At 58.0% G+C, this 24,949-nt stretch carries 21 protein-coding genes; 18 read left to right on the top strand and 3 right to left on the bottom strand.

All coding sequences use genetic code 11. The features are described from left to right. Positions 1 to 34: 34 nt before the first annotated feature. Positions 35 to 1,768 (bottom strand): tetratricopeptide repeat protein, encoded by a 1,734-nt coding sequence (locus SVU69_11285; protein MDY6943576.1) that lies wholly within the window; start codon positions 1,766 to 1,768, stop codon positions 35 to 37. Positions 1,769 to 2,173: 405 nt separating this feature from the next. Between SVU69_11285 and SVU69_11280 the strand changes: the two genes are divergently transcribed. The 15 genes from SVU69_11280 (at position 2,174) to SVU69_11210 (ending at position 15,685) form a co-directional block, all read left to right on the top strand. Further along, a complete protein-coding gene (locus tag SVU69_11280) occupies positions 2,174 to 2,782 on the top strand; it encodes an FG-GAP repeat protein (GenBank protein MDY6943575.1) in 609 nt (202 codons plus the stop codon). A 177-nt stretch (positions 2,783 to 2,959) separates the two neighbouring features. After that, the gene (gene phnF / locus SVU69_11275; GenBank protein MDY6943574.1) at positions 2,960 to 3,691 is read left to right on the top strand and encodes a phosphonate metabolism transcriptional regulator PhnF; all 732 of its coding nucleotides are present in this window, start codon (positions 2,960 to 2,962) and stop codon (positions 3,689 to 3,691) included. A 24-nt stretch (positions 3,692 to 3,715) separates the two neighbouring features. Beyond that, positions 3,716 to 4,636, top strand: a complete 921-nt coding sequence (locus tag SVU69_11270) for a phosphate/phosphite/phosphonate ABC transporter substrate-binding protein (GenBank protein MDY6943573.1) — start codon at positions 3,716 to 3,718, stop codon at positions 4,634 to 4,636. A 117-nt stretch (positions 4,637 to 4,753) separates the two neighbouring features. Then, positions 4,754 to 5,560, top strand: a complete 807-nt coding sequence (phnC, locus tag SVU69_11265) for a phosphonate ABC transporter ATP-binding protein (GenBank protein MDY6943572.1) — start codon at positions 4,754 to 4,756, stop codon at positions 5,558 to 5,560. A 10-nt stretch (positions 5,561 to 5,570) separates the two neighbouring features. Further along, positions 5,571 to 6,584 (top strand): phosphonate ABC transporter, permease protein PhnE, encoded by a 1,014-nt coding sequence (phnE, locus tag SVU69_11260; GenBank protein MDY6943571.1) that lies wholly within the window; start codon positions 5,571 to 5,573, stop codon positions 6,582 to 6,584. Between the two features lie 34 nt (positions 6,585 to 6,618). Continuing rightward, positions 6,619 to 7,089, top strand: a complete 471-nt coding sequence (phnG, locus tag SVU69_11255) for a phosphonate C-P lyase system protein PhnG (protein MDY6943570.1) — start codon at positions 6,619 to 6,621, stop codon at positions 7,087 to 7,089. Continuing rightward, positions 7,079 to 7,630, top strand: coding sequence for a phosphonate C-P lyase system protein PhnH (gene phnH / locus SVU69_11250; GenBank protein ID MDY6943569.1), 552 nt, complete (start codon positions 7,079 to 7,081; stop codon positions 7,628 to 7,630). Before phnG ends, phnH begins: the two co-directional genes overlap by 11 nt. Continuing rightward, a complete protein-coding gene (locus SVU69_11245; protein ID MDY6943568.1) occupies positions 7,630 to 8,745 on the top strand; it encodes a carbon-phosphorus lyase complex subunit PhnI in 1,116 nt (371 codons plus the stop codon). Before phnH ends, SVU69_11245 begins: the two co-directional genes overlap by 1 nt. Beyond that, positions 8,742 to 9,635, top strand: coding sequence for an alpha-D-ribose 1-methylphosphonate 5-phosphate C-P-lyase PhnJ (locus SVU69_11240; protein MDY6943567.1), 894 nt, complete (start codon positions 8,742 to 8,744; stop codon positions 9,633 to 9,635). Before SVU69_11245 ends, SVU69_11240 begins: the two co-directional genes overlap by 4 nt. Next, positions 9,628 to 10,458: an ATP-binding cassette domain-containing protein gene (locus SVU69_11235; GenBank protein MDY6943566.1), complete on the top strand. Its 831-nt coding sequence runs from the start codon at positions 9,628 to 9,630 to the stop codon at positions 10,456 to 10,458. The genes SVU69_11240 and SVU69_11235 overlap by 8 nt, the downstream gene beginning before the upstream one ends. A gap of 14 nt (positions 10,459 to 10,472) precedes the next feature. After that, on the top strand, positions 10,473 to 11,204 hold the full coding sequence (gene phnL, locus SVU69_11230) for a phosphonate C-P lyase system protein PhnL (protein ID MDY6943565.1): 732 nt from the start codon (positions 10,473 to 10,475) through the stop codon (positions 11,202 to 11,204). Next, a complete protein-coding gene (locus tag SVU69_11225) occupies positions 11,201 to 12,352 on the top strand; it encodes an alpha-D-ribose 1-methylphosphonate 5-triphosphate diphosphatase (protein ID MDY6943564.1) in 1,152 nt (383 codons plus the stop codon). Before phnL ends, SVU69_11225 begins: the two co-directional genes overlap by 4 nt. After that, a complete protein-coding gene (gene phnN / locus SVU69_11220; GenBank protein ID MDY6943563.1) occupies positions 12,345 to 12,905 on the top strand; it encodes a phosphonate metabolism protein/1,5-bisphosphokinase (PRPP-forming) PhnN in 561 nt (186 codons plus the stop codon). Before SVU69_11225 ends, phnN begins: the two co-directional genes overlap by 8 nt. A gap of 80 nt (positions 12,906 to 12,985) precedes the next feature. Next, on the top strand, positions 12,986 to 13,885 hold the full coding sequence (locus SVU69_11215; protein ID MDY6943562.1) for an EamA family transporter: 900 nt from the start codon (positions 12,986 to 12,988) through the stop codon (positions 13,883 to 13,885). A 243-nt stretch (positions 13,886 to 14,128) separates the two neighbouring features. Beyond that, positions 14,129 to 15,685: a GNAT family N-acetyltransferase gene (locus tag SVU69_11210; GenBank protein MDY6943561.1), complete on the top strand. Its 1,557-nt coding sequence runs from the start codon at positions 14,129 to 14,131 to the stop codon at positions 15,683 to 15,685. A gap of 104 nt (positions 15,686 to 15,789) precedes the next feature. Here the strand turns inward: SVU69_11210 and SVU69_11205 are convergent, their stop codons facing one another. Further along, positions 15,790 to 17,583, bottom strand: a complete 1,794-nt coding sequence (locus SVU69_11205) for a DEAD/DEAH box helicase (GenBank protein MDY6943560.1) — start codon at positions 17,581 to 17,583, stop codon at positions 15,790 to 15,792. 386 nt (positions 17,584 to 17,969) lie between these two features. Here SVU69_11205 and SVU69_11200 point away from each other — a divergent pair, with 386 nt between their 5' ends. Next, complete coding sequence (locus tag SVU69_11200) at positions 17,970 to 19,811, top strand: 3'-5' exonuclease (protein ID MDY6943559.1); 1,842 nt, start codon at positions 17,970 to 17,972, stop codon at positions 19,809 to 19,811. A 417-nt stretch (positions 19,812 to 20,228) separates the two neighbouring features. Beyond that, positions 20,229 to 21,677 carry a diguanylate cyclase gene (locus SVU69_11195; GenBank protein ID MDY6943558.1) on the top strand — a complete coding sequence of 483 codons (1,449 nt, stop codon included), beginning with the start codon at positions 20,229 to 20,231 and terminating at the stop codon, positions 21,675 to 21,677. A gap of 63 nt (positions 21,678 to 21,740) precedes the next feature. Here SVU69_11195 and SVU69_11190 read toward each other — a convergent pair whose 3' ends face one another. Then, the gene (locus SVU69_11190; protein MDY6943557.1) at positions 21,741 to 22,136 is read right to left on the bottom strand and encodes a VOC family protein; all 396 of its coding nucleotides are present in this window, start codon (positions 22,134 to 22,136) and stop codon (positions 21,741 to 21,743) included. Between the two features lie 925 nt (positions 22,137 to 23,061). Here SVU69_11190 and SVU69_11185 point away from each other — a divergent pair. Then, positions 23,062 to 24,660: an adenylate/guanylate cyclase domain-containing protein gene (locus SVU69_11185; protein MDY6943556.1), complete on the top strand. Its 1,599-nt coding sequence runs from the start codon at positions 23,062 to 23,064 to the stop codon at positions 24,658 to 24,660. Positions 24,661 to 24,949: the final 289 nt, after the last annotated feature.

The raw sequence follows: 24,949 nt of genomic DNA, 5'->3' as shown, positions 1-24,949 counted from the left end.
TATTCACTCTTGATGTCTTACCTGAAACGGGGTACTAACCAGCGAAGTTGCCGAGGCTATCGGCTTGTTTTTCGAGCTCGGACGCTTTGTCGTCTTGTCCGGTTTCTCGATAATACGACGCTAATCTTCGCAGGGTGCGAACCAGCTCGGGATGGCCTGGGCTCATCGATTTCTTGCGTATGTCCAACGCACGGTTGAGCAAATGTTCGGCGTCGGCCGTTTGCTCTTGCTTTAGGCGAATCCACGCCAAATCGTCCAAGGCACTGGCATACGCCAGATGCTCACCACCCCATGTTTTTTCAATGATGGCCGCCAGACGCCGAGCCAATACTTCGGCCTGGGCGTAGTCTTGTCGCGACGCATGGACCGAGATCATGGCCGCTAGGGTCGGTATGAATGCCGAACTGCTCGGATTAGGCGTTTTCTGCCAGATGGCCAGGGCACGTTCAAAGTACGGTTGAGCCTTTTCAGGTTGGCCGTATTGCTTGTAGATGGAGCCGAGCGTACCGAGGATCTCCGCGACGGCAGGGTGCTCCTTACCCAGCGCCTTCTCCCGAATCGCGAGGGACTGATTGTACAGCGCTTCGGCTTGTTCAAACTTCATCATGTCAAAGCAGTGTGCCGCCAAATTGTTCAGCGCGTTTGCGACTTCCGGATGGTCAGGGCCCAGAGTTTTCTCCCGAATCGCGAGGGTACGCTTCAGGTACACGTCGGCGTATTCGCCCATACCCCGAATGAAGAACGATCTCGCCAATCGGTTGGTCGTATTCGCAACGTCTGCGTGGAAAGGGCCCTGCAATTTTTCCCGGATCACGAGGGCGCGATAGGCGTATCGGAGCGCTTCGGACGGATTCCCTTCGATGAGAGAAATTTTTGCAAGGTCATCGTAAGTGTTCGCGATGTCCAGGTGGTCCAGGTTCAGTTCGTCTCTTTGGATGCCCAGGGCGTATTTATGGAGTGGCTTGGCTTTGACGTAGTTACCCTCGGCATAGTAAAGCCGCGCCAAACGGTTGAGGCTGTTTGCGACTTCTAGATGATCTTTTCCCAGAGATTGCGACCGGATTTCCAATGCAGTTTGGTAGAGTGGCTCTGCTTGGATATACGAGCCCTGGGCTTCATAAAATGCGGCGAGATTGTCCAGGCTTGTGGCGACCAGCGGATGGTCGGGAAGCAATAGTCCTTCGATTGCCAGCGCCGTGAGGCGATAATAAGCTTCCGCTTGCGATTCCCAATCCTGAGTCAGTAGCTCATCCACGGCCATCGGTGTTCTGGGGTCGTCAGCGAAGTAAGACTCGTAAGGATGATGTTCTTGTTGCCGAATCGCCGACGCGCGTTTACGCAGTGGATCCGCCTTGGTGTCCGCCCCACGTATGCGATAGTGGCTGGCTAGGTCGTCGAGTCTGTCCGCGACCTCCGGATGAAACGAGCCTTTCTCTCTTTCGGTAATTGCCAGCAAGCGTTGGTAGAGTGGTTCGGCGAGATCGTACTCCTGACGAAGATCATAAGCCCAAGCCAAGGTTCTGACGCTGGTAATGACTGCCGGGTGTTGAGAGGCGAGATTTTCGGTCGCGAGTTTAAGCGCCCTTTGACCTTCGCTAACCGCACCAAAGTAATCGTTGCGAAACAGGCTTTTGATGGCATAGCTACTTGCGATCTCCCACTCTAGCCCGGGCTCTTGTGATGGGGTGTTCTCGGTGGCTACGGCGCTCGCGGAGAGAAAAACCGCGGCAAAATGTACCGCTACGGTGATTATTTTACGTATCTTCATGGTCGATCAAAAATTGGTGACGGAGAGTGGGGGGTATTTGAGTGCTTTCGTCGGGAGAGCACGCTTGTCCTTTTCCATTTCATCAATATGTTGTCCTCTCGACGCTGTTATTGGATATTCGGATCAAACCTAAACCGACTTTACGATCTGTCGACATAGTGCAACATGCTTGAGATTCTTCGGCATTGGTTAAGTTTTTTTCATTATTCTCTCCATCCATCCGTTATTTTTCTCCGTCAAGCTTGGGTTCATACCCGACCCGAGTGGTGTTTGACGCCGTTTGGCAAACTAACATGGTGTTGTGCCGTTGTCATGATCCGTGGCCTCAACTTTGCAAGAGAAAGAAGAATTTTTCCGAGGACTTGGTTTTGTAGAGTCAGATCATATCCGCCTGGAATACGATCCTTGAGCGTCTATTTTGGCGAAGCTGTATTACCCATGATTTTGAACCGAACATCTTCCGGCCTGGTTGTGGTTAGGCTTGTGTTTTTGGTGCCGTTGCTCGTCATCGCCACGGCTTGCTCCATCAAGCCGGCCGGCTTGAGTGAACATGCGTTGAACAACCCGCCTGCCGAAACAGTCTGGCAGGCGCTGCCGATGAGCCAGGACGGTGAGCAATACTGGCGTCGTGATTTCGAGAACGGAGCGCTCAAGGCGACGGGGGACTTCGATGGTGATGGCAAACGCGATGTCGCCGAGATCAGGTTCTCCCAGGAATCCAACGCCGGAAAAGTCGCCCTGTTTTTTGTCTCGGACACGATGGGTCAGCCGAAAAGGCGGATGATCGATGAGTTTGTCGGCATGGATGCCAGCCAAGTCGGGATTCGGCGTGTTGCTCCGGGCCGTTACGAGACGGTGTGCGGCAAAGCTTACGCGCAATGCTCCCCGGAGATGTCCACCGTGGTCGAACTGCACAACGACGGCCTGGAGTTTTTCGTTTTCGAAAGCAGCCATATCCTCTACTACTGGCAGCCGAAGTTCGAGCGATTCGGTCGAGCGTGGCTGAGCGACTAGGCCGTTTCGTCCTTGCCTACCAATTTTTCCTTTCCTGCCTCGCGGGTTTTCCCGCTCGCGGCATGAGCTGACCGCGTGGCTCTGACTTCCAATACCTGTTTACAGAACTGTCATTTGTTCTCCATTTCTTCGTAACACAGCCCGCTTATCGTTTACGCACCTGATGGAGATGTCTAGATGACTAGATCAGTTGTGGGTTGGCGGGCCGGTGGCCGTGCTGTTTACACCCAGATTGCCGAAATGCTCGAGCGTGAGATTCGCGAGCGCTACGAGCCGGGGCAAATGCTGCCTTCCGAAGCCGAGCTGGCCGAGCGCTTCGGCGTCAACCGGCATACGGTTCGCCGTGCGGTGGAGGCGCTGATCGGGCCGGGACTGGTCGAGCGTGTTCACGGCAAAGGTACTGTGGTGCTCAACCCTGCCATCGACTATGCCATCGGCAGCGCGACCCGTTTTACCGAGACGCTGCACTCCCAGGGACGGAGTACCGCCAGCCGGGTTTTTAGAAAACTGGTGATTCCGGCAGTCGGTGGTGTCGCAAGACGTCTGAATCTGGAAGACGGCACGGCGGTGTTGTTCATCGAAACACTGCGCGAAGTAGAAGGGCAGCCGTTCTGCATCATTTCGCATTTTCTGCCGGCTTCTCGTTTTAGCGAGGTGAAGGATCACTATGAACAAGGCTCGTTGCACGGATTCCTGAAAGAACATTACGCCTTGTCGCTGCGCCGCACCGAGAGCTTGATCAGCGCCGTGTTGCCGGAGCGGGATGACGCCCTTCGGCTTCGGATGGCTCGCAACGCGCCGGTTTTGCGGGTGAAAAGTTTGAATGTCGATACCGCAACCGGCGAGCCGGTTGAATATGCCGTAACGCGTTTCCGCGGGGATGCCGCACAACTGTCCATCAGACCTTGAACCTTAACCTCTATGGAGAGAGCCATGAAATTCAAAGCCCTTGCGTCGGTTGCGCTGGCAGCCTGCTCATTCGCAGCAGTGGCCGTCGCTGGCAACTTGCCGGATGGGAGTGCATCCCAGCCCTTGCGCGTGATGATGGTGCCGGCCGATACCGGTGGTGCGGACGTGACCCAGGATTACAAACCGGTCTTCGATGCCATCGCCAAACAGTACGGCATTCATTTCAACGTGATGGCGGGTGATAGCTACGCGGCGGTGGTGAAGGGCTTGTGCACCGACAATGCGGACATTGCCTGGTACGGCCCGGTCACCTTCGGTCAGGCCAAGGATATGTGCGGTGCCGAGCTTTTGGCCGTGGATGTCAAGAAGGGCGAGGCGGTCTACTTCTCCGGTATCTACGCTCGCAAAGACAGTGGCATGGACGAGCTGACCGATCTGAAAGGGCGGAGTCTGGCGGTCGGATCCGTGCACTCCACCTCGTCGTTCAACTTTCCCATGGCCATGATCATCGCCGCCGGCGTCGATCCGGTCAAAGATCTGGGCAAGATCGTGGTGGCGGGCAGCCACACCAATTCCATTGCGGCTTTGAAGGAAGGTCGTGTCGATGCCGCAGCGGCTTCGTTCAACTCCTGGGAAAAAGCGGTGAATCAGGGGATTATCGATCCGGCCGAATTCAAAGTATTGGCGAAGTCGGAGCCGATTCCCAACCCCCCGCTGGCCATGAATCCGAAGCTGGATCCCGAGTTAAAAGCCAAGCTGCGTAACGCTTTTAACAATATCCACAAGCACGTGAATCCGGGGTTGATCCGGGGATACGGCGGCAAACAGGTTGACCGTTACGACGCCGATTATCCGGAAGACCAAATGCTGGCGGTCCTCGCCAAGTTGTCCAAAGTCACGGACGAGTTGAAGGCGGAAATCGTCGATAAAGCTGGGCAGCGGTAATCATGCCGGCCGGGAGGAAGAAGCGCCTCCCGGCCTTTTTTTCAATGCGAAGCGCAATGACCCTGGGCTGTTACGTGTTCAAAGCCTCTGGGGGTAAACAGTTTTCGAGGTGGCGAGATGCTTAAGTTCAACGGGGTTTCCAAGATCTACGATGACGGCACCAAAGCCACCGACAAACTGAGCTTGAGTATCGAGCGTGGTGAATTCTGCGCCATGATCGGGCCCTCCGGGTCCGGTAAATCGACACTGATGGGCATGATCAACGGGCTGGTTACGCCCAGCGAGGGCGAGCTCTACTTCGATGACGAGTTGATCACGGACCGCAACATGAAACGTCTTCGACAACGCACGCGGATGATCCATCAGCAGCTGCATCTCGTGCCCCGTCTGTCGGTTCTGCACAACGTTGCGTCGGGCAAATTACACGAGCTGTCGAACTTCAGAACGCTCTTCAAGTTATTTCCCGTGGTCGACCAGCGTCGGGCTTGCATGTTGCTCCAGCACGTGGGGCTGGAGGAAAAGCACATTTACCGCCGGGCATCGGAATTGTCGGGCGGCCAGCAACAGCGGGTGGCCATCGCCCGGGCGTTTATGTCGGCGCCTGAGGTCGTGCTGGCGGATGAACCGGTTTCCAGCCTGGACCCGGTTGTCAGTCGCAGCGTGCTCCAAGGATTGAAAAACGCCTCCCGACACGAGGGTGCGACCGTGCTTTGCAGTTTGCATCAGGTGGAATTCGCGGCCGAGTTTGCCGATCGGGTCATTGCGTTGCGCCGAGGGCGGTTGGTGTTCGACGGACCGCCGGCTGAGCTGACCGACTCGGTGTTGAACGACATCTATCAAGACGAACACATCCCTCGGTTGGAAGACCAACCGCACACCGCTGGTCGTGTCGCCGGATTGGCGGTGCGAAACGCCGTAGCCTGAGGTTGGAACGATGAACTCTCAACTCACGCCGAGCGCCGATCCGCGCAGATCCTACGAGCAATGGCCGCTGGAACGGGCGGTGACATCCCGGACGATCGGCGCCGCCTTGCTGCTGTTTGTCCTGGTGGGGTGGTCGGCGCACAACATCAAGCTGGACGCAGCGGCGTGGGAAACCGGAAGAGCCGTCGTGGCCCTGACCGGTCTAACGGACTCAAGAGTCCTGGATGGTGCCAGCGACTTTCTTAAAGACTCGTTTCCTTTTGCCGTCGCCTCCCGCATTGCAACCGATCGCCTGACAGAGCTGGACCGCGACAACCCGCCCTTGTTTACCCACCTGGAAACCCTGGAGAAGCGCCGCTACGACGCGCTCAGCGAAACCTACACCACGGTGCAGGTCGAATATTTGGTTCATCCGTTCGGTTATTTGCTCAAGGTCCTGATCAAAATGTGGGAAACCATCGAGATCGGGTTCTGGGGCACACTCCTGTCCGTTTTAATCTCGCTGCCTTTGGGTGTGTTCGCGTCCCGAAATTACAGCCTCAATACAGTGACCTACGGCATCGCGAGGTTGTGGCTGGGCTTCCACCGCGCCATGCCGGAGTTGATCATCGCCTTGTTCTTCGTGCTGATGTACGGCTTTGGCCCGGTCGCGGGCGTTTTGGCGTTGGCCATGCATACCAGCGGCGTGCTGGGGAAGTTTATGGCAGACGAGATCGAAAATGCCGCGATTGGTCCGCAGATGGCGTTGCGGTCCAGCGGCGCCAATCGGGTGAAGGTCTTGCGCTTCGCGGTTTTGCCGGCGGTTTTGCCGGCCTTCGCCAGCTTTGTGCAGTACATTTTTGAACGCAACATTCGCACGGCAACCGTGCTGGGTCTGGTGGGCGCCGGCGGTATCGGTATGGAGCTGAAGGGTCGTTGGGATCTGTTTGAGTACTCGCATGTTTCCACCATCCTGCTGGTGATCTTCATTACCGTGATGTTGCTGGAGTATTTCTCGCAGAAGCTGCGCGGCAAAGCCCTTTAATCGGCAAGCGCGGCGTCGAAGGAGCCGAAAATCGATGCGGATTCCAGACCAATCGCAGTGGCTACGTGCCCTGTCCAGCGTTCCCCGACAAGCGGTTAGCGACCTGACTGGCGAGTTGACCGCAAGCTGGGAGGTCCGTCACACCACGCTGCCACAAGCGGGCCTGGCTATGGTGCGTATGACCGACGGCGGGTTGGGTGAACCCTTTTATTTGGGCGAGATTCCGTTGGCCACGGCCCGCGTGGAGATTCGCACTCACAGAGACGGAGCGGGAGTGGAAGGCGCCGCCCAGGTCATGGACGACAGCACCGAGTTCGCACGACAGCTCGCGGTATGCGACGCCGTTGTCGCCCATCGGCTACCGGGCTGGGAGCGGGTCGTTGAGTTGATGGCTTCCGGTGAACGCCAGGCCGACGAGGAGACGCGTCGGCGCAAGGCCATGTTAGCCAAGACCCGGGTCGATTTTTCGCTGCTGGACGCCACAGGAGCCGACGATGACGATTAACCCCATTTGGCAACCGCCCAGTCAGCAAAGAATCTTTCGTCAATTGGTGGAGGCAATGGCCAATCCCGGTTGCATGGTCGATCTTGAGCGCTGGCTTAACGGCGATGCGGCCTATCGGGGTGTGCTTGCAAGCTTGCTGGACGGCGAAGTCACACTGGCGGATGACCATGCGCTGCTGCCTGCCACCGATTGGCCGCTTCTTCAAGCGAAGCAGGTCACCGTCGATGCGGCCAACTACGTGCTGTGCGACGGTTCGCGGTCGCCGGATTTTCAGCCCAAGCTCGGCACGCTGACGTGCCCGGATGAAGCGGCGACCTTAATCATTTGCGTCAAATCACTGGGCCAGGGTGGTTTGCGCCTCCGGTTATCGGGCCCCGGGATCGAGCGGGTGGCGCATCTGGCATTGGCGGGTTTGAATCCAGCCTGGTTGTCGGCGCGGGAACAGTGGAATGCCGCATTCCCGCTGGGCGTGGACATTCTGCTCACCGATGAGCGTTGTGTGGTCGGTCTTCCGCGGACGACCCGCGTCGAGGCGGACTAATGGGCTACGTTGCGATCAAAGGTGGCGTTGAAGCCATCAAGGGCGCCGAGGCGCTACTCGAATACTTGCGGGCCGAGCAGGGCGAGCAGGGTGAGCCACTGGCGCTGGCGCCGATTCAAACCCAGTTGCGCTTCCTGCACGGGCGCGTGATGTCCGAAGGGGGGTTGTATCACCCGAAGCTTGCGGCCTTGGCCATCAAACAATCGCTGGGGGATACCCTGGAAGCCGCCTTCGCGCTTCGGGCCTATCGCTCCACCCAGCCGCGTCTGCTCCAGACACCGCCGGTCGATAGCACCCGGATGCGGCTGGTGCGACGCATATCGGCTTCTTTCAAAGACATTCCGGGCGGCCAGATGCTGGGGGCGACCACGGATTATCATCTGCGGCTGATGCGTATGGATCTGCTGGACGAAACACCGGCGCGTTTCCAAGCCATCGCCCGGTCCTGGTTGGCCGACATGCCGGACGAGGAAATCCCCGACACCTTTCCGAAAGTTCTGGATCACTTGCGGGCCGAAGGCCTATTGCCGCCGATTCAGCAAGACGCTCGGGAACAACCGCCGTTTGACATCACCCGGGAGCCTTTGCTGTTTCCCGTGCCCCGTTCGGCGGCACTGGCGACCATGGCCCGGGCCGAGCAGGGCTCGTTGCTCGCTATGGCCTACTCCAATATGCGGGGCTATGGCGATATTCATCCGACGGTCGCGGAGCTGCGGGTGGGCTATCTGCCGGTGATGTTGCCGCACCCGGTGAGCGGAGAGTTGATCGAGGCAGGCGAAATCTTGATCACCGAATGCGAAGTCGTGGCCATGTACGAAGCAGCGGACGACGGTGCCCGGCCGACCTTTACCCTGGGCTACGGCGCGTGTTTCGGTCATAACGAAGTCAAGGCGATTTCCATGGCGATTTTGGATCGTGCTTTGCAAAAGGGCATGAAAGACGGTCCGGCGCATCCGTCCGAAGATCCCGAGTTTGTCTTGTTGCATATCGATGGTGTGGATTCCATGGGTTTTTGCACCCACTACAAGCTACCGCACTACGTGACTTTTCAGTCCGACACCGATCGATTGCGTGCCACACAACAGAAGCACGCCCCGGCGGAGTCGCGGTCATGAGCGCGCCGTCGTCTTACCCGTTCGGTTTTCTAGACGAGTTCGCCAAGAAGGAGATCCGTCGCTCCGTTCTCAAGGCCATTGCCTTGCCCGGTTACCAAGTGCCGTATTCCAGCCGGGAGATGCCCATGGGGCGTGGCTTCGGCACCGGGGGATTGCAGCTCACCCTGTCCTTGATCGGCCCGGACGACACCTTGAAGGTGATCGATCAAGGGTCCGACGATTCCGTGAACGCCGTGAACCTGCGCAGCTTCATCGAGATGACCTGCCCCGGAATCGACACCACTGCCAAAACCGGCGAGGCGGATCTGATCCAGTCCCGACATCGCATCCCCGAAAAGCCACTACGGAAGGATCAACTGCTGATTTTGCAAGTGCCGTATCCGGACCCTCTGGTGGTGGTCGAGCCATCTGAGGATAAACGCAAAATCCTCCACGGCGAGGCGGACTACTCACGCCTGTTGGTGAAGCTTTACGAAGACATCGTCCAGTTTGACGAAATCACCATCTCCCATCGCTACCCCACGCGAGTGAACGGATATTACGTACTGGATCCCTCGCCTATACCGCGCTGGGATGTGCCCAAAATCCACCGCTCCGAGGCGTTGATCCTGTTCGGTGCGGGCCGCGAGAAAAAGATCTACGCCGTGCCTCCCTACACCGACGCCGAGCCGTTGGCGTTTGAGGATGTGCCGTTCCGGGTCGAGACGTTTCTGGACGGCGTTGGGCGCCGTCGGCCCTGTGCCGTTTGCGGTTGCACCGACAGTTTTCTGGACGAGTTCATCGACGCCAACAGCGGTGACAAAGTGCATCAATGCTCCGATACCGACTGGTGCAACGAACAACGCGAGGCCCGGCAATGCGAGCGACAACTGGAGCAGATCAATGAGTAAGGTGCTCGAAGTGGTTGGGTTGTCGAAGGTCTACGGCCCGGGGTGTCCGGCCTGTTTCGAGTCGACCGGCCCGAAATTCGAGACCAATATCTGCCCGGCCTGCGCCAGCGTGGTCGCCGCCCATGAGGTTTCGTTCGATCTCCACCAGGGTGAGATTCTCGGCATCATGGGGGAGTCGGGCTCGGGCAAATCGACGGCTGTGAAATGTCTCTATTTCGATCAGGAACCCACCGCCGGGCAGGCGACGTTTTTCGACCGGGGCGAGCGATACGAGTTGTTTGAGTTGAACGCGGCCCAGCGGCGCCGTCTGGCCAATCACCGCTTCGGGATGGTGTATCAAAATCCCCATCAGGGACTGAACTTCGAGATCTCGGCCGGCGGCAACATTGCCGAGCGTCTTTTAATGGCCGACCGCCACAACTACCGGGCGATCCGCGAGCGGGCAATCAACCTGTTGTCGCGCGCCGAAGTCTTGGCGCAGCGAATGGATGAATTGCCCGGCACCTTTTCGGGCGGCATGCAACAGCGCGTGCAGATTGCCAAGGCATTGGCCACTGATCCCCCGTTGCTACTTCTCGACGAGGTGACCACCGGCTTGGATCTTTCCGTTCAGGCGGCGATCTTGGATTTAATCCTCGAGCTCCAACAGGAGCGCGAGACGGCCATGATTGTGGTCACTCACGATCTGGGCGTGATTCGGCTGCTCGCGGGCCGGACCCTGGTCATGAAGTACGGCCGGGTCGTGGAATCGGGACTCACCGACCAGATCTTGGAAGATCCCCAGCACGCCTACACTCAGCGCCTCGTGGCGTCGGCGCTTTAGTGGAGGACTGAATCATGCCACTTGAGCCGATTTTGCAGGTCGAAGGGTTCTCGAAACAATTCATCCTGCACGAACAGGGCAAGGTGATCCCTTCATCCCAAAAAGTGAATCTGACGGTATACCCTGGCCGCCTGACGGCCTTGGTGGGGCCGACGGGTTCAGGGAAATCCACTGTCCTCAACGGCATCTATCGCACGTATATTCCCACCGCCGGGCGGATGCTGTTTAGAACCCGGGACGGGGCCACCGTCGATTTGGCCGGAGCCGACGAGCATCACATTCTGGCGCTGCGTCGAGCTGAAATCGGTTTTGTGACCCAGTTCCTGCGCGTTCTGCCGCGACAAGCCACCGAAGACGTGGTCGCCCAACCATTGATCCGCCGCGGCGTGGATCGGCAGACTGCGCGCGCGCGCACGCACGAGGCGTTGCGGGCGCTCAGTCTGCCCGAACGTTTGTGGGGGATATCGCCATCGACCTTCTCGGGCGGGGAGAAGCAACGCGTGAATCTCGCCCGCGGTTTGGTCGCCAGGCCACGCTTGTTGATGCTCGATGAACCCACGGCGAGCCTGGATCCCCGGATTACCCAGCGCGTCGTCGGTTTGCTTAAGCAACTCAAGGACGAAGGCATCGCCATGCTCGCGATTTTGCATGATCCCGATCTGGTGAAGCGATTGGCCGACGAGGTGGTTGAACTCGAGCCCCCCTCGGGCCTTGAGCAGGTTTTGGACGAGGTGGCCACGCCATGAAACAGCTATTCGTGAACGCCGATTTCGTGTTGAGCGATGACGTCATTCGAGACGGCAGCATTCTGGTGGAGGACGGACGGATTCGAGCGGTCGATCCGGCCGGCAGCCCAGGCGCGGAGGTGATCGACCTGGGCGGAAAGATGATGCTGCCCGGCATGATCGATTTGCATTGCGACGCCTTGGAAAAGGAGGTCGAGCCTCGGCCCAACGTTCACTTTCCACTCGACTTCGCGTGTGCCCAGGCCGATAAACGTAATGCCGCGGCAGGCATTACGACGGTGTTCCACGCACTGTCCTTTGCTCACGACGAGCTGGGCGTGCGTAACAATCATTTCGCCGCCGATATCGCCCGCGCGGTGCATGCGTGGCAACCGCATGGGCTGGTGGATAACCGGGTCCACTGTCGTTACGAAATCACCGACGAGACGGGGCTGGTGGTGCTGGAGAATTTATTGACAGAAGAGGCCATGCATCTGGTCTCCATGATGGACCACACGCCGGGCCAGGGGCAGTTTAAAGACATCGCGGCCTATCGCAGCTATCTTGAGCGCACCTATAAGAAAACGGCGGATGAACTGGACGGTATTCTCGAACGGAAAGTGGCTTCGGCCAGCGGTGCGTTCGACCGGATGCAGCGCTTGGCCGCGGCGGCCCATCGCGCCGGGATTTCGGTTGCCAGTCACGACGATGACAGTCCGGAGCGGGTGGCGACTATGCGGGGGATCGGTGCTGAAATATCGGAATTTCCCGTTTCGTTGGAGGCGGCCGAAGCCGCCAAAGCGGCAGGTATGACCACCATTTTCGGCGCACCCAATATCTTGCGGGGTCAGAGCCAGTCGGGATCGATGAAAGCCATTGATGCCATTCATGCCGGCCTGGCCGACTGCTTCTGCGCCGACTATTCACCCGCGGCACTGATCGTTTCGATGATGCGGGTGGCCGAGCAATCCGATCTCGATCTGCCGGCGGCGGTGCGTATGGTGACACTGAACCCCGCGCGCGCCGCCCGGCTGTCCGACCGGGGCGAAATCGCGGAGGGCAAGCGAGCGGATCTGATCGCCGTGGACCGGCCCAAGGGGCTGCCGCAGGTATCCGCCGTTTGGGTCGGTGGCGTTGAGGTCTACCGAAGCGTTTACGACCATGGCTGAGCTTTTCTACCTCATGGGGGCATCCGGCTCGGGCAAAGACAGCCTGCTGCGCTATGCCCGCCATCATCCGCTGGCCGACGCCGAGGTGATGTTCGCCCATCGTTACATCACCCGCCCGGTCGAGGCCGGCGGTGAAAACCATATCGCGCTAACGGAGCGGGAATTCGCGAAGTACCGAAACAAGGGATGCTTCGTGATGCATTGGCAATGCCACGGACTGCACTACGGCATCGGCTTTGAGGTCGAACATTGGTTGTCCAAAGGGCTGAGCGTGGTCATGAACGGCTCTCGCGGCTATTTGGACGAGGCGGCCCGACGATATCGCGAACTTCACCCCATTCTGGTTCGGGTTTCTCCCGACGTGCTGGCAGAGCGACTTCGCCAAAGGGGGCGCGAGTCGGACACACAGATTGCCGAGCGCCTTCAGCGCACGCAATGTCTACGATTGCCCGCTCACCCGCGGATGACCATCATCGACAACGATACGTCACTGAAAGACGCGGGCGATCAACTGGTGCGGTTAATCACCAACGCCGGCCGAGTGGTGGCGTGAGCTTGCCACCTCTATCGGTCGGCCGCAGGGCCTCTCTTCTGGTTCGATTCGGCCCGGCATGATCCCGGAGAGCGTCATCCGTGCCCGGGGCTGAGTGGGCGGCATGGGTCATCGCCGGATCGGTGGTTCTCCACGTTGTTTGGAACCTATTGGCCCGTTATGTGCCCAGCGAGTGCAATTTCCTGTGGTGGGGGCTATTGACCCACCTTGTTTTACTCGGGCCGTGGTCGCTCTATCGCCTGGTGGTCGACGCCCGTTGGGAAAGCACGCTGATTCTGACTCTGCTGATCACGATGACCGCCAACGCGGCCTATTTTCTGGGCCTACGGCGGGCCTATCACCATGCGCCGGTGGCGTTTGTGTACCCCATCGCTCGCAGTTCACCGCTGTTGATCGCCTTTTGGGGATGGTTGTTCTTTCGTGAGCGCTTGGGGCCGGGGGTATGGATGGGCATTGCGGTGAGCGTGGTGGGGCTGTTGTTTCTGGCCTCAACCGCCCGTCGCGATCATGAACGGGCGGCGCTGCCCTGGATTATCCTGGCGGCCCTATCCACCAGTATCTATTCGCTGAGCGACAAGGTGGCGGTCGATTACCTGCCCGGCTTCGGCGCACAGTTGGGTTTTGTCACCGCCGGCTATTTCGCCTCTTTTGTGGCCTTGACCCTCCACCATCGTTATCACCACCCGGCGTGGGTTCCCCGTTGTCGCCCGAAGCTGCTTTATGTTTTAACCGGTGGGCTGTTCATCGGCACGGCGTATGCATTGGTTATTCACGCCATGCAGTGGATATCGGCGGCGCATGCAGTGGCGTACACCAATGCCGGCATTGTCATCGCCACGTTGTTGTCCATGACGCTGTTCAAGGAGCGAGCGCATTGGGGTAAGCGACTGGTCGCCGCCGGCATGGTGGTGGCGGGGCTTATCATCGTCGGGTTGGCCGAACGGCCGGCAGCTGTTCCGGCGCAACTGGCCGCAGGCTAGCACGGCCGCGCACAATCTCGTCATCTCCGGTTAGAGACCAGGGGAACGTCGGGTCGTCGCGTGCCCCTCGCGTGAGGTCTGGAATAAAGATCCGCCATCCTCATACTGGCTTCGTATCCTTCACGGCTTTTGATGCTACTTGACGGGCTTGGTAGTCCGCATCATCTTAAACCTTCCGCGGCGGTTCGGGATTTGCCGGTCGCTTGGAGATGAGTATCCCGTCATTTTTTCTTATGGAATTGTATGGAAACGACGCACGAAGGTTTGCAGGCCACCTCCGATGTCAAATTGAGCCTTCGAAACCTCAAGGTTGAAGATTACGCCGACATCAAAGCGATTATGGATCGGGTTTACCCGGGGATGGGTGGTGCCTGGCCGAAGAAGAAGTATTTGTCGATGCTGAAGATCTTCCCGGAGGGACAGATCTGCATCGAGGACAACGGCCGCCCGGTGGCGGCGGCGTTCGCCGTGATTGTCGACTACGACAAGTTCGGCGATGAGCACACCTATGAGGAAATCACCGGCAACGCGTATTTGACCACGCACGATCCCAACGGCGATGTGTTGTACGGGGTGGACGTTTTCGTCGACCCTGATTATCGCAATATGCGCCTGGGCAGACGCTTGTACGAGGCGCGAAAGGAGCTTTGTAAAAACCTGAATCTGCGTGCCATCGTCGCCGGCGGGCGCATTCCCAACTATGTGCAATATGCCGACACGCTAACCCCGCAAAAATATATCGAGGCCGTGCGCCGCAAGGAAATTTACGATCCGATTTTGAGTTTCCAGCTTGCCAACGACTTCGAAGTAAAGCGGGTGTTAAAAGGCTACTTGCCCGAGGACAGCGAATCGCAGGGCTATGCGACTTTGCTCGAGTGGTTCAACATCTACTACGAACCCAAACACGCCAAACTGTTCGGGGCCAAGAAAACCGTGGCGCGAATCGGCTGCGTGCAATGGCAGATGCGGGAGATGAACAGCGTCGAGGAGTTGTTGCAGCAGGTCGAATACTTCATCGATGCGCTATCGGACTATCGCTGCGATATCGCGCTGTTCCCTGAGTTTTTCAATGCGCCGTTGATGGGTCTGTCGGACCAGTACAGCTCGGCCGATTCCATTCGTTTTCTGGCCACATTTACCGACCGGATTCGGGATGAGATATCGAAACTTGCGGTGAGTTACAACATCAACGTCGTTGCCGGCTCCATGCCGCTGCTGGAAGACGGTGCGCTCTACAACGTCGCGTACTTGTGCCGACGTGACGGCTCCGTCGAATCGCAGTACAAGCTCCATCCCACGCCTCATGAGAAAAAAGATTGGATCATGGAAGGCGGCAGCCATCTGAAGCTTTTCGACACCGACTTCGGTCGTATCGGCGTGCTCATCTGCTACGACGTGGAGTTTCCGGAGCTTGCACGTTTGCTTGGCGAAAAGGAAATGCAGATTCTGTTCGTCCCGTTCTGGACGGACACCAAGAACGGCTACTTGCGCGTTCGCCGCTGTGCCCAGGCCAGGGCGATCGAAAATGAGTGTTATGTGGCGATCGCGGGGAGTATCGGCAATCTGCCGAAGGTTGATAACGTCGACATCCAGTACGGTCAAACGGCGGTTTTCTCGCCGTCGGATTTTGCTTTCCCCCACGATGCGATCATGGCCGAAACCACGCCCAATACCGAGATGACCCTAATCGTCGACGTCGATTTGGACAAGCTCCAAACACTGCAAAACGAAGGCTCGGTTCGAAACTATCTGGACCGGCGACGTGACCTCTACCGCATTGAATGGAAAGGCGAAGAATAAGCCGGATCACGGCGTTTCCGGGTTAGAAAACCCCGCCTGATCCGGTGAGCTGATCGCACTGTCCGAAAGGCCCGGTAGGCCAACCCCGTCGCCCGCGATGGGGTTTACCGGGCCTTCTTATCCGCCGATTTTTTCCGAGGCGGCTTCTTGTTCGCGGAGGGTTTCTTGCTTCCCGCCCGCGGGGCGCTGCTTTTCTTTACCGCGCCGGGTTTGGGTTTGGTCCGCGGGCGGCGGGAGGGGGCGGGTTTTCGTCCTTCGGACCGACCGATGGGCGAGATCTTGAGCGCTTGTTGGCACACCCGCGTGTGCTGCAAATCTTCAAAAATCTCTTCCGGCATGCCCGCGGGTAAATCCACCGTGCTGTAGTCATCGTGAATTTTGATGTGGCCGATGTGTTTGCCTTCCAGCCCGGCTTCGTTAGCGATGGCGCCGACGATTTGTCCCGGTGAGACACCGTGCACGTGGCCAACCTCGATCCGGTAGGTCACCCGAGGGATATTGCGATGCTCGCGGGGGCTGCCTTTGTCGCGCTGGTCGGATTTGTCCCGAAACCGATCGCGCTCAGGTGACGGTTTCGGGGCATCTTTCAGCAGAAACGGCTTGTCGCCTTGCGCCATATGGGCCAGGGCGGCAGCGATGTCCAAAGCTTCGTAATCGGTTTCTCGCTGGTAGTCTTCCATCAAACCGCGGAAAAACGACAAATCCTCGTCCGCCAAGGCGTCGGTGATTTTTTGTTTAAAGCGTTGCACCCGTTGATCGTTGATGGCTGTGGCCGACGGCAGCGTCATGGGCTCGATGCGCTTACGGGTGGCTTTTTCGATGGCGTGCAGCATCCGCATTTCGCGCCGGGCGACGAACAAAATCGCCTCGCCGGTTCGGCCGGCGCGGCCTGTTCGGCCGATGCGATGAATATACGCCTCGCTGTCGTAGGGGATGTCGTAGTTCAGCACATGGCTGATTCGTTCCACATCCAGCCCGCGGGCAGCGACATCGGTGGCAACGAGGATGTCGGTCTGACCGTTCTTGAGTTTTTCGATGCTGCGTTCGCGCAGGGCCTGGGTGATGTCCCCATTCAAGGCGTCGGCGCGATAACCTCGCGCTTGAAGCTTTTCCGTCAGTTCCACCGTTGCGGTTTTGGTTCGCACAAAAATGATCATCGCGTCGAACGGTTCCGCTTCCAGGATGCGTGTCAGCGCATCGAGCTTGTGAAGTCCGCTCACCGGCCAATAGCGCTGCCGAATCGTTTCTGCTGTGACAGTCGCCACTTTGGTGGCGATGTGGACCGGGTCGCGGAGGTAAGTCTTGGCGACCTTGGCGATTTGCCGCGGCATGGTGGCGGAAAATAGGGCGATCTGACGCTCTGGCGGCGTTTGCGCCAGAATCCATTCCACATCGTCAATAAAACCCATACGCAGCATCTCATCGGCTTCATCCAATACCAGATGCTTCAGCCCGCCGAGTTTGAGCGTGCCGCGGCGCATGTGATCCATCACCCTGCCAGGCGTGCCGACCACCACATGAACGCCGCGCTTCAGAGCGCTGATTTGTCGCTCGTAACCCTGGCCGCCGTAAATCGGCAAGATGTGAAATCCTTTGAGGTGCTGAGCGTACCGCTGAAAAGCTTCGGCCACTTGAATGGCCAACTCACGGGTCGGCGCCAAAACCAGCACTTGCGGGACGGGCGTGGTCAGGTTGATTTTCTGCAGTAACGGCAAAGCGAAGGCGGCCGTTTTCCCGGTGCCGGTTTGCGCCTGACCCAGAATATCTCGCCCCTCGAGCAAGGGCGGAATACTCCCGGCCTGAATTTGGGTTGGGGTTTCGTAGCCCACCTCTTTCAGTGCTTTGAGGAGGTTTTCGCCAATCCCCAGCTGTTCAAATGTTTCGGTGGACTCGGTCATGCCATGCTGATCCTGTGGTGAGGCAAACGGGCGCATTCTAGGAGGCCGGCGCGGGCCGCAAGAAGGGTGCGAACGGGCGCGCAAGTATACGCGCATGGTTCACCTATGTCTTTAACAGTCTTTGCCTCTTGCTCGTCGACTCGGTCGGCTTCAGGGGACGTCACGTGAAGATTCCCTTGATCGGAGTGTATTAATCAAGTGCCGATCTGACTCAATGTCAATCTCGATCCGCCGACATATGAGATCGAGAATTGTCTCGGGTCTGATGGCTTTCTCGCCTATCGTGAATGTTCTTTGGCGCATGGCGTTGCCGAATTCGGTGCGCCTCGAAGGAGAGCGCGGGTGTTAAGAACGGTTGCCCCAACGGTTGATGCGGTGCGCGGTATATGGCGAAGTTGATTCCTGCACTCAGTAGTTGCCTGGCACGCATGACTTCGGGCGAAAAACGATTTGCCCGCCGGCTGGAGAGCCACCTGGAGGATGACTACCTTTGCTGGTACGAAGTTCCGGTGGGCCGGCGCATCCGTTATACCGATTTCATCGTTCTGCATCCCGCGCGCGGTCTGCTGTTGTTGGAGGTGAAGGATTGGAAGATCGATACGATCAGAGCCATAGACCGCGCCTCCGTGAGTTTGCTGACCCCGGCCGGGCAGAAGGTGGTGGGCAATCCCATCGAGCAGGTTCGCCAATGCGCTTACCGTTTGGTGAACACGTTGGAGAAAGACCCTCAGCTGACCGGTCATAAGGGCCCGCAGCGGGGACGCTTGGTTTTTCCCTATGGGTACGGGGTGGTGTTGACAAACATTACTCGCAAGGATTTTGAGCGCCATGAGTTGGGGCAGGTGATGCCGGCCCATCAAGTGATCTGTGCCGATGAAATGACTGAGTCCACAGACGTGGAGGTATTTCAGAAAAGACTCTGGGACATGTTCAACGCCACCTTTTCATCGCAGTTGACCTTGCCGCAGATTGACCGCGTGCGTTGGCACTTGTTCCCGGAAGTTCGCATTGCCGACGGCCAGGCCGGTATGTTCGATGATCCCGATTCATCCGATGGGGCAGAACCCGGCGAAGATCTGGGCATTCCCGATATCATCCGCGTGATGGATCGACAGCAGGAACAACTCGCCCGAAGTATGGGCGGGGGGCATCGGGTGATCCATGGCGTGGCGGGTTCCGGAAAAACACTGATTCTCGGTTACCGATGCTTATACCTGGCCAAGCTGATGCACAAACCCATACTTGTGGTGTGCTTTAACATCACCCTGGCGGCCCGGTTGCGTCGTTTGATGATTGAGCACGCGATCAACGATCGGGTGCATGTCTATCATTTTCATGATTGGTGCGCCGAGCAACTCAAAACCTACCATGTGCCGCTGCCGCCTCCCGGAAACGCGTACCCGACTCAGCTCGTCGAGCGCGTGATTTCCGCCACCGATCACGGTCACATTCCCCGGGGGCAGTACGGCGCTGTCATGATCGACGAAGGCCACGATTTCGAGGCGGATTGGTTGCGTCTGATCGCGCAAATGGTGGACCCGGACGAAGGCTCGCTGTTGCTGCTGTACGACGATGCCCAGTCCATCTACCACAACAAGAAAACCTTGGATTTCAGCCTCTCCAGTGTCGGAATCCAAGCTCAGGGTCGCACGACAATACTAAAGCTGAACTATAGAAATACGCGGGAAATACTTGATTTTGCATACCGTTTCGCCGCCCATTACCTGTCGCCGGCCGACTCTGACGAAGACCATGTTCCGCTCATCGCACCTGAGGCGGCCGGACGTCGTGGCCCGGCACCCTATCTGAAACGATGCACCTCCCTAGCGGAGGAGATTCGGTACATCGCCAAGACATTGCGGCGGTTGAATCAGGACGGCCTGGCGTGGCGGGAAGTGGCCGTGACCTGCCGGAGCCGCTGGCTTGTCGAACGGCTCGCCCTCGGCTTGAAAGCGGAAGGTATTCCGGTCGAGCGGTTGCTGAGTTCCACCGAGAAAAGGACGTTCGATCCCGCCCACGATTCGGTCAAGGTGATGACCATGCACAGCAGCAAGGGTTTGGAGTTTCCCATGGTGGTGATTCCCGGCGTGGGCGAACTGCCGGTGGATCACGATGACTCGTTGGGTGAGGCCAAATTGTTGTATGTGGCCATGACCCGGGCCATCGACAAGTTACTGATCACCGCCAGTGAGCAATCCGAATTCGTGCGCCTTTTAAGTGCGGCCTGATTCAACGGCGGATGATGCTCGCTCCACGTCCGCGGCCAAGGCAACATGACGTGGTACAAGCCGTTATGCCGCTCTGACTTTTACGCGGAGCGAAGCACCGTTCTCGGTGGCCCGTCGTTGCCCGTCGAGTACCCCTGGATTCAAGCGCGGTTCGGTTAAGCTTTCCCTGGCTGTGAACGCTAATAGTTAAAGTACGGGGCGTTATTTGGGCCGTTCATTTCAGAGCGCATTGTTCGCCGGATTGGCCTGGGTCTCGTTCGATCGTCCGACAGCCACTGGTGTAGTTGCGGTCACGCTGATGAGCGGAAAACCGGCAACACCCATCGGCGGCATGCCAATTGATCGTGGGGCGAGAGGAATCGGGCTTATCGTGGCAAGCCGTGGGCCTGCAATAGAATTTTCTGGTGATTAACCCCTATGTCTGCGAGAAAGTCCCGCAACGCTTCCGAAACGATCGCCGAACACGACGATATGACTAACCGATTGGTCTTGGATTCCCTTTCACCTTCGCTGCTCGCGGATATTTTTAACCACTTGCCGGACGCGGTGATCGTTGCCGACGTGGAGCGTCAGATTGTCTACGTCAACCCGGCCTGCGAGGCGTTGTTCGGCTACTCGACTGAAGAATTGCTGGGTCGAAAAACGCTCATTCTTTACGCCAGCGAGGAGGATTTTTCCACCCAGGGCGCCAAACGCTTCAACACCGCAACCGAATCGGCCATGGAAGACTATCGTGTTCTCTATTGTCGCGCTGATGGCAGCCCTTTTCTGGGTGTCACCACCGGGGGCGCGATGCGAGACACCGCCGGCGAGGTCTGCGGTTTTATCGGCATCATCCGGGCGGCCCGGTCGGAGGAACGGGCGCTGGATGCGCTGCAGCGACTTCACGCCATCACCGCCGACACGGCGTTGGACTACGACGGCCGCCTGAAGGCGATACTCTCGCTCGGGGTGGAATATTTCGGTTTGGGTTTGGCCATTCAGTCACGGGTCAGCGATGGCGAGTATTTGGTGGAACACTGCTTGGACTCGAGCGGGGAACTGAAGCCCGGAACGACTTTTGATGTTTCAGGCACCTACTGCAGTTATACGCTCCGTTCGGGTCGTCCTGTTGGATTTCATTATGCTGGCCGGAGCGAGATTCGCACCCATCCATGCTATCGGGACTTCGGCTTGGAGGCCTATATCGGCAGCCCTGTCCTGGTGGATGGCGAGGTGTATGGCACCCTCAATTTCTCGTCGCTGAACCCGTGCGAGCCGTTCACCCGAGATGACCTGCTTTTTTCCCAACTGCTCGCCGATACGGTGGGTCACAACATCGCCCAGGAACGCGCTCGAAAACGTTTGGTTGCCCTTGCCACAACCGACGAACTCACCGGCCTGTCGAACCGGCGATTGATCATCGAATTCCTCACAAGTTGGGTAGCCCGGTCTCAACGCTCCAAACTGCCGCTGACCGTCGTGGCTTTGGACCTGGATTACTTCAAACGCATCAACGACTCATGGGGACATGGCAGTGGTGATGCGGTTTTGGTCGCTTTTGCCCGAATCGCAACCCGGTTGGTCCGGGAGGTGGATCTGTGTGGCCGCATGGGTGGAGAAGAATTTATTGTGGTGCTGCCGGACACCGATGCGGTGGGCGGACGGATTGTGGCGGAGCGTTTGCGCGCAAATTTGGCAGCCGAACCGATTCAGGTAAGCCCCGAAAATTCAATTAACGTGACTCTGAGTGCCGGGGTTGCCACGCTCCAGCCAGGTGAAACGCTAGAAAATGTCCTGGCCCGGGCGGACGCCGCCCTTTATGCGGCCAAGGATGCCGGTCGGGACCGCGTGTTCGTGGACGATCGCTCTGCCGCACCCGATTAAACCGGACCATCGTTTGCCGACGTCGGTGGAATCGTCCGCCGGACCAGCGGTGGGCTTGGTGCTCTAGGTATTCATCGGCGTGCACAATTCCAGTAGCAGGCCCGAGGGGCAGCGAAGGTAGGAGACCGTTTGCCCCCAAGGTTTGGTTTCCGGTGCTTTCAGTTCCGTTGCGCCGTTTTCGATCGCTCGCTTGTGCGCGGCGTGCACTTGATCGGTTACCAGGGCAATTTCCACGCCTAATGGTTGTGCTGAATCCGTGGCGCTCACGTAGCCGTCGGGTAGATTGGATTCGCCCAGTGTGTGCGAGGCAAAAGCCAACACCGTGTCACCCGTTTCGAGTTCCCCGTAGTCCTTTTCGTCAGTCATAAAGCGGCGGGTGAGCCCAAATGCTTTCTCGAAAAACCTCAGGGCCGATTCCACATCCGAGACGTAGTGTATGGCGTACCCGAACTTAACCATTTTGATCTACCTCGAATTGCCGGTCTCCATCGAGGGATGACCGTTTTTGCCAATTTGTTCGAATCGTTGCCCGAGAACAGCGATTGTGTAGCCGTCGGCGCTGACGATGATCCGAATCCCTGCGTTTTCCGCCGAAGCGTTGTTAGTCATTCACCCGTGGGTTTTTGTGAACCGAACAACACGGTCGCGATGATCTATCGGGTCGGGAACAGGGTAACCGCTACCGCTGCCGGGGTGTGTGAAAGACGCCGGTTTTCATATCGCGTTTCAGGCTCGGCCGGGTGACTCCGGGTGCGATCGTGGATTGCGCGCAGGGTTGATGGTTTTTTCCTGAGCCTGTGAACGCTCTTCTCGCGTGTACCTTTTCGTGACAGTTGCCTAACAATCGTCCGCCGGTTCGGACGGCGAATTCCAATTTTGTGAATTATTACCATTGCTAACCGCCGATTGATGCCTGATATTTCACGGTGTGGGATTCTATTTGTCGAAAGACCGGTATCCCATATGGTTAAATATGCTTAACATTTTGGCTGCTTTACTGGGGTTGTGGCCGAAGGAAATAAGATTGGGGTCAGCGGCAAGGACGCTCTGCAGAGCCATCCTCTCAATGACGTGAGGGGCGCAAACTGTGATTAGACTGCCCGATTGCGTCTAATAGGTTGCGGTAATTATCTTCGAGACGATCTAAGTGGTTGACGCTGGCGTAGCTGAGAAATCCAGGTATGCCCGTCAATGCACAATCGGCAGGTGTCGATTGTGCTCCCGCAACCGGTGGCGGCGCTTTAGGCGTCAGCCGTCTATCGTTGATTTCCTGGTCACCTGAATACGCAGAACGCGGCTTTAAGCCGGCGATTCGAGCGGACTGTAGCGGATTACGACCGAGTGGCAAATGTCAGCGGCCACCCACAAGGAAATAAGATCATCAATGGATGCGCACTCCCCGAGTCAAGTTAGCGTGGTGGCCGATGAAGCAATCACCAGTTCAACAGAAGATCTGCCGTCGGATCCTTCGCCTACCGAAACGCTTCTGGAGGGAGATCCGCTAAGTCACATCCGGGCGTGGCAACGTTTTCATGCCCGCGTCACCGCTTTGTTCGCAATCGCGACGATCGGTGTGTTGTTAAGCCTGGGGCAGTGGGTTTACCAAACCATCACAGCAAACGAGCTCACGGCACTGCAGCAGCGCCTGCTCAGCGCCGTCACCAGCTTGGCCAGTGGTATCGACGGTGAAGCGATTCGGCAGGTGGCGCCGGATACAACCGAACCCGGCCCCATGCACCAAGCGATCGGTGCCCGCTTTAGCCGGGTGATCGCCTCCGACCCCGATATCGAAAGCATTTACATTCTCCGGCCCACAGCGGAGCCGACCAAACTGCGTTTTTTCGTCGACGTTGCTCGCGACGATATCGTCGGCGCACCCGGTGAAATCTACGATGCCACCGATGTGCCGGTGTTGATTCAAGGCTTCAGCAAAGAGAGCGTGGAAACCGAACCCTACGCCGACGAGTTCGGGCTGAGCCTTTCCGGATACGCGCCCATTTTCGATGCGGCCGGTCGCAGCGTCGCGATTGTCGGCATCGATGTGCATGCCTCCCGCCTGGACGCGATCAAACGCGAAATCTTGCAGTTCGTGCTGGTGGGCTTTGGGCTTTCCGTGCTTTTGCTCGGCTTGGTGTCCATGATCGTGGCGCACAATGTCCGTGCGCCGTTGTCTCGAATCATCGAAGCGGCAACCGCCATTTCCCGTGGGCGATTGGACACACGAGTGAAACTTCGTCGCCACGACGAGCTTGGCGTGCTCAGCAATCAAATCGACGCCATGGCCCAACAACTCCAGCAGCGGGAATTCATCCGCGAAACCTTCGGCCGCTATGTGAGCGAGGAAGTCGCCAATGCCTTGTTGACTCAACCATCCGCCCTCGCGCTTGGCGGTGAGGAGCGGGTGGTTACCGTACTGCTCAGCGATCTGCGCGGATACGCCACCCTGAGCGAACAAATGCCCCCAGGAGAAGTGGTGCGCATGCTGAACGAATATTTCGGGGAGATGCAGCGGATCATCGACCGTCACCGGGGGTGCGTGATTGAGTTCTTGGGCGATGCCATCCTGATCGTGTTCGGCGCGCCCTGCTATCGGCCAGATCACGCAGAACGTGCCGTGGCCTGCGCGATCGACATGCGTGATCGCCTCATCGCCCTCAACGAGGAGTGGGAACAAGGCCAGATCGCCCGCTATCGGAAATGGGGGCGGGGTACCCAACTGGCTGCTCGAATGGGCATTCATTCCGGCACCGTCATCGCCGGCAACCTGGGCAGCCCCTCACGCATGAAATACGCCGTCATCGGTGACACTGTCAATGTCGCGGCCCGACTCGAAGAGCTGAACAAGTCGTTTGGTAGCGACATCCTCATCAGCCACGAAGTGTATGCACACTTACCGGAAGAGCTGATCAGCCGAATTCAAGACCAGGGGGAACACCTCATCCGTGGCCGGGAGCATACGGTGAGCGTGTACTCCGTTCGCTAAAGCCCCAATACAAAAACTGCTAAGCCTGTTTAGAACGGGGCGAGGGCAGGGGTTATTGCCGGCATGCTAAACGATCAGAAAATTAGAACGATTTTCATGCAGAGCCGGATACCGCGAAAAAAAAACCAAAGTATGGATTCCATACCTACCCCGGAATCCATCGGTTCAGATTCTACGAAGCGATCGCCTGACTGGATAAAATTAGAGCACTCCATCACAAAGCTATAGGCAGCAGGAAGTCGTATGGCTGAAGTCAACACTTTGTCCAGCTTTCATACCGATACTTGGG

This window comes from Pseudomonadota bacterium, assembly GCA_034189865.1.
GTDB lineage: Bacteria > Pseudomonadota > Gammaproteobacteria > UBA5335 > UBA5335 > JAXHTV01.
This window is presented reverse-complemented; position numbering and strand designations above follow the sequence as displayed.

Coding starts and splice junctions, on each gene's coding strand:
- SVU69_11225 (MDY6943564.1), top strand. CDS start 11,201: ATGAAACAGCTATTCGTGAACGCCGATTTCGTGTTGAGCGATGACGTC.
- phnF (MDY6943574.1), top strand. CDS start 2,960: ATGACTAGATCAGTTGTGGGTTGGCGGGCCGGTGGCCGTGCTGTTTAC.
- SVU69_11205 (MDY6943560.1), bottom strand. CDS start 17,583: ATGACCGAGTCCACCGAAACATTTGAACAGCTGGGGATTGGCGAAAAC.
- phnH (MDY6943569.1), top strand. CDS start 7,079: ATGACGATTAACCCCATTTGGCAACCGCCCAGTCAGCAAAGAATCTTT.
- SVU69_11195 (MDY6943558.1), top strand. CDS start 20,229: ATGTCTGCGAGAAAGTCCCGCAACGCTTCCGAAACGATCGCCGAACAC.
- phnG (MDY6943570.1), top strand. CDS start 6,619: ATGCGGATTCCAGACCAATCGCAGTGGCTACGTGCCCTGTCCAGCGTT.
- SVU69_11270 (MDY6943573.1), top strand. CDS start 3,716: ATGAAATTCAAAGCCCTTGCGTCGGTTGCGCTGGCAGCCTGCTCATTC.
- SVU69_11235 (MDY6943566.1), top strand. CDS start 9,628: ATGAGTAAGGTGCTCGAAGTGGTTGGGTTGTCGAAGGTCTACGGCCCG.
- SVU69_11200 (MDY6943559.1), top strand. CDS start 17,970: ATGGCGAAGTTGATTCCTGCACTCAGTAGTTGCCTGGCACGCATGACT.
- SVU69_11185 (MDY6943556.1), top strand. CDS start 23,062: ATGGATGCGCACTCCCCGAGTCAAGTTAGCGTGGTGGCCGATGAAGCA.
- phnL (MDY6943565.1), top strand. CDS start 10,473: ATGCCACTTGAGCCGATTTTGCAGGTCGAAGGGTTCTCGAAACAATTC.
- SVU69_11240 (MDY6943567.1), top strand. CDS start 8,742: ATGAGCGCGCCGTCGTCTTACCCGTTCGGTTTTCTAGACGAGTTCGCC.
- phnN (MDY6943563.1), top strand. CDS start 12,345: ATGGCTGAGCTTTTCTACCTCATGGGGGCATCCGGCTCGGGCAAAGAC.
- phnE (MDY6943571.1), top strand. CDS start 5,571: ATGAACTCTCAACTCACGCCGAGCGCCGATCCGCGCAGATCCTACGAG.
- phnC (MDY6943572.1), top strand. CDS start 4,754: ATGCTTAAGTTCAACGGGGTTTCCAAGATCTACGATGACGGCACCAAA.
- SVU69_11210 (MDY6943561.1), top strand. CDS start 14,129: ATGGAAACGACGCACGAAGGTTTGCAGGCCACCTCCGATGTCAAATTG.
- SVU69_11285 (MDY6943576.1), bottom strand. CDS start 1,768: ATGAAGATACGTAAAATAATCACCGTAGCGGTACATTTTGCCGCGGTT.
- SVU69_11190 (MDY6943557.1), bottom strand. CDS start 22,136: ATGGTTAAGTTCGGGTACGCCATACACTACGTCTCGGATGTGGAATCG.
- SVU69_11245 (MDY6943568.1), top strand. CDS start 7,630: ATGGGCTACGTTGCGATCAAAGGTGGCGTTGAAGCCATCAAGGGCGCC.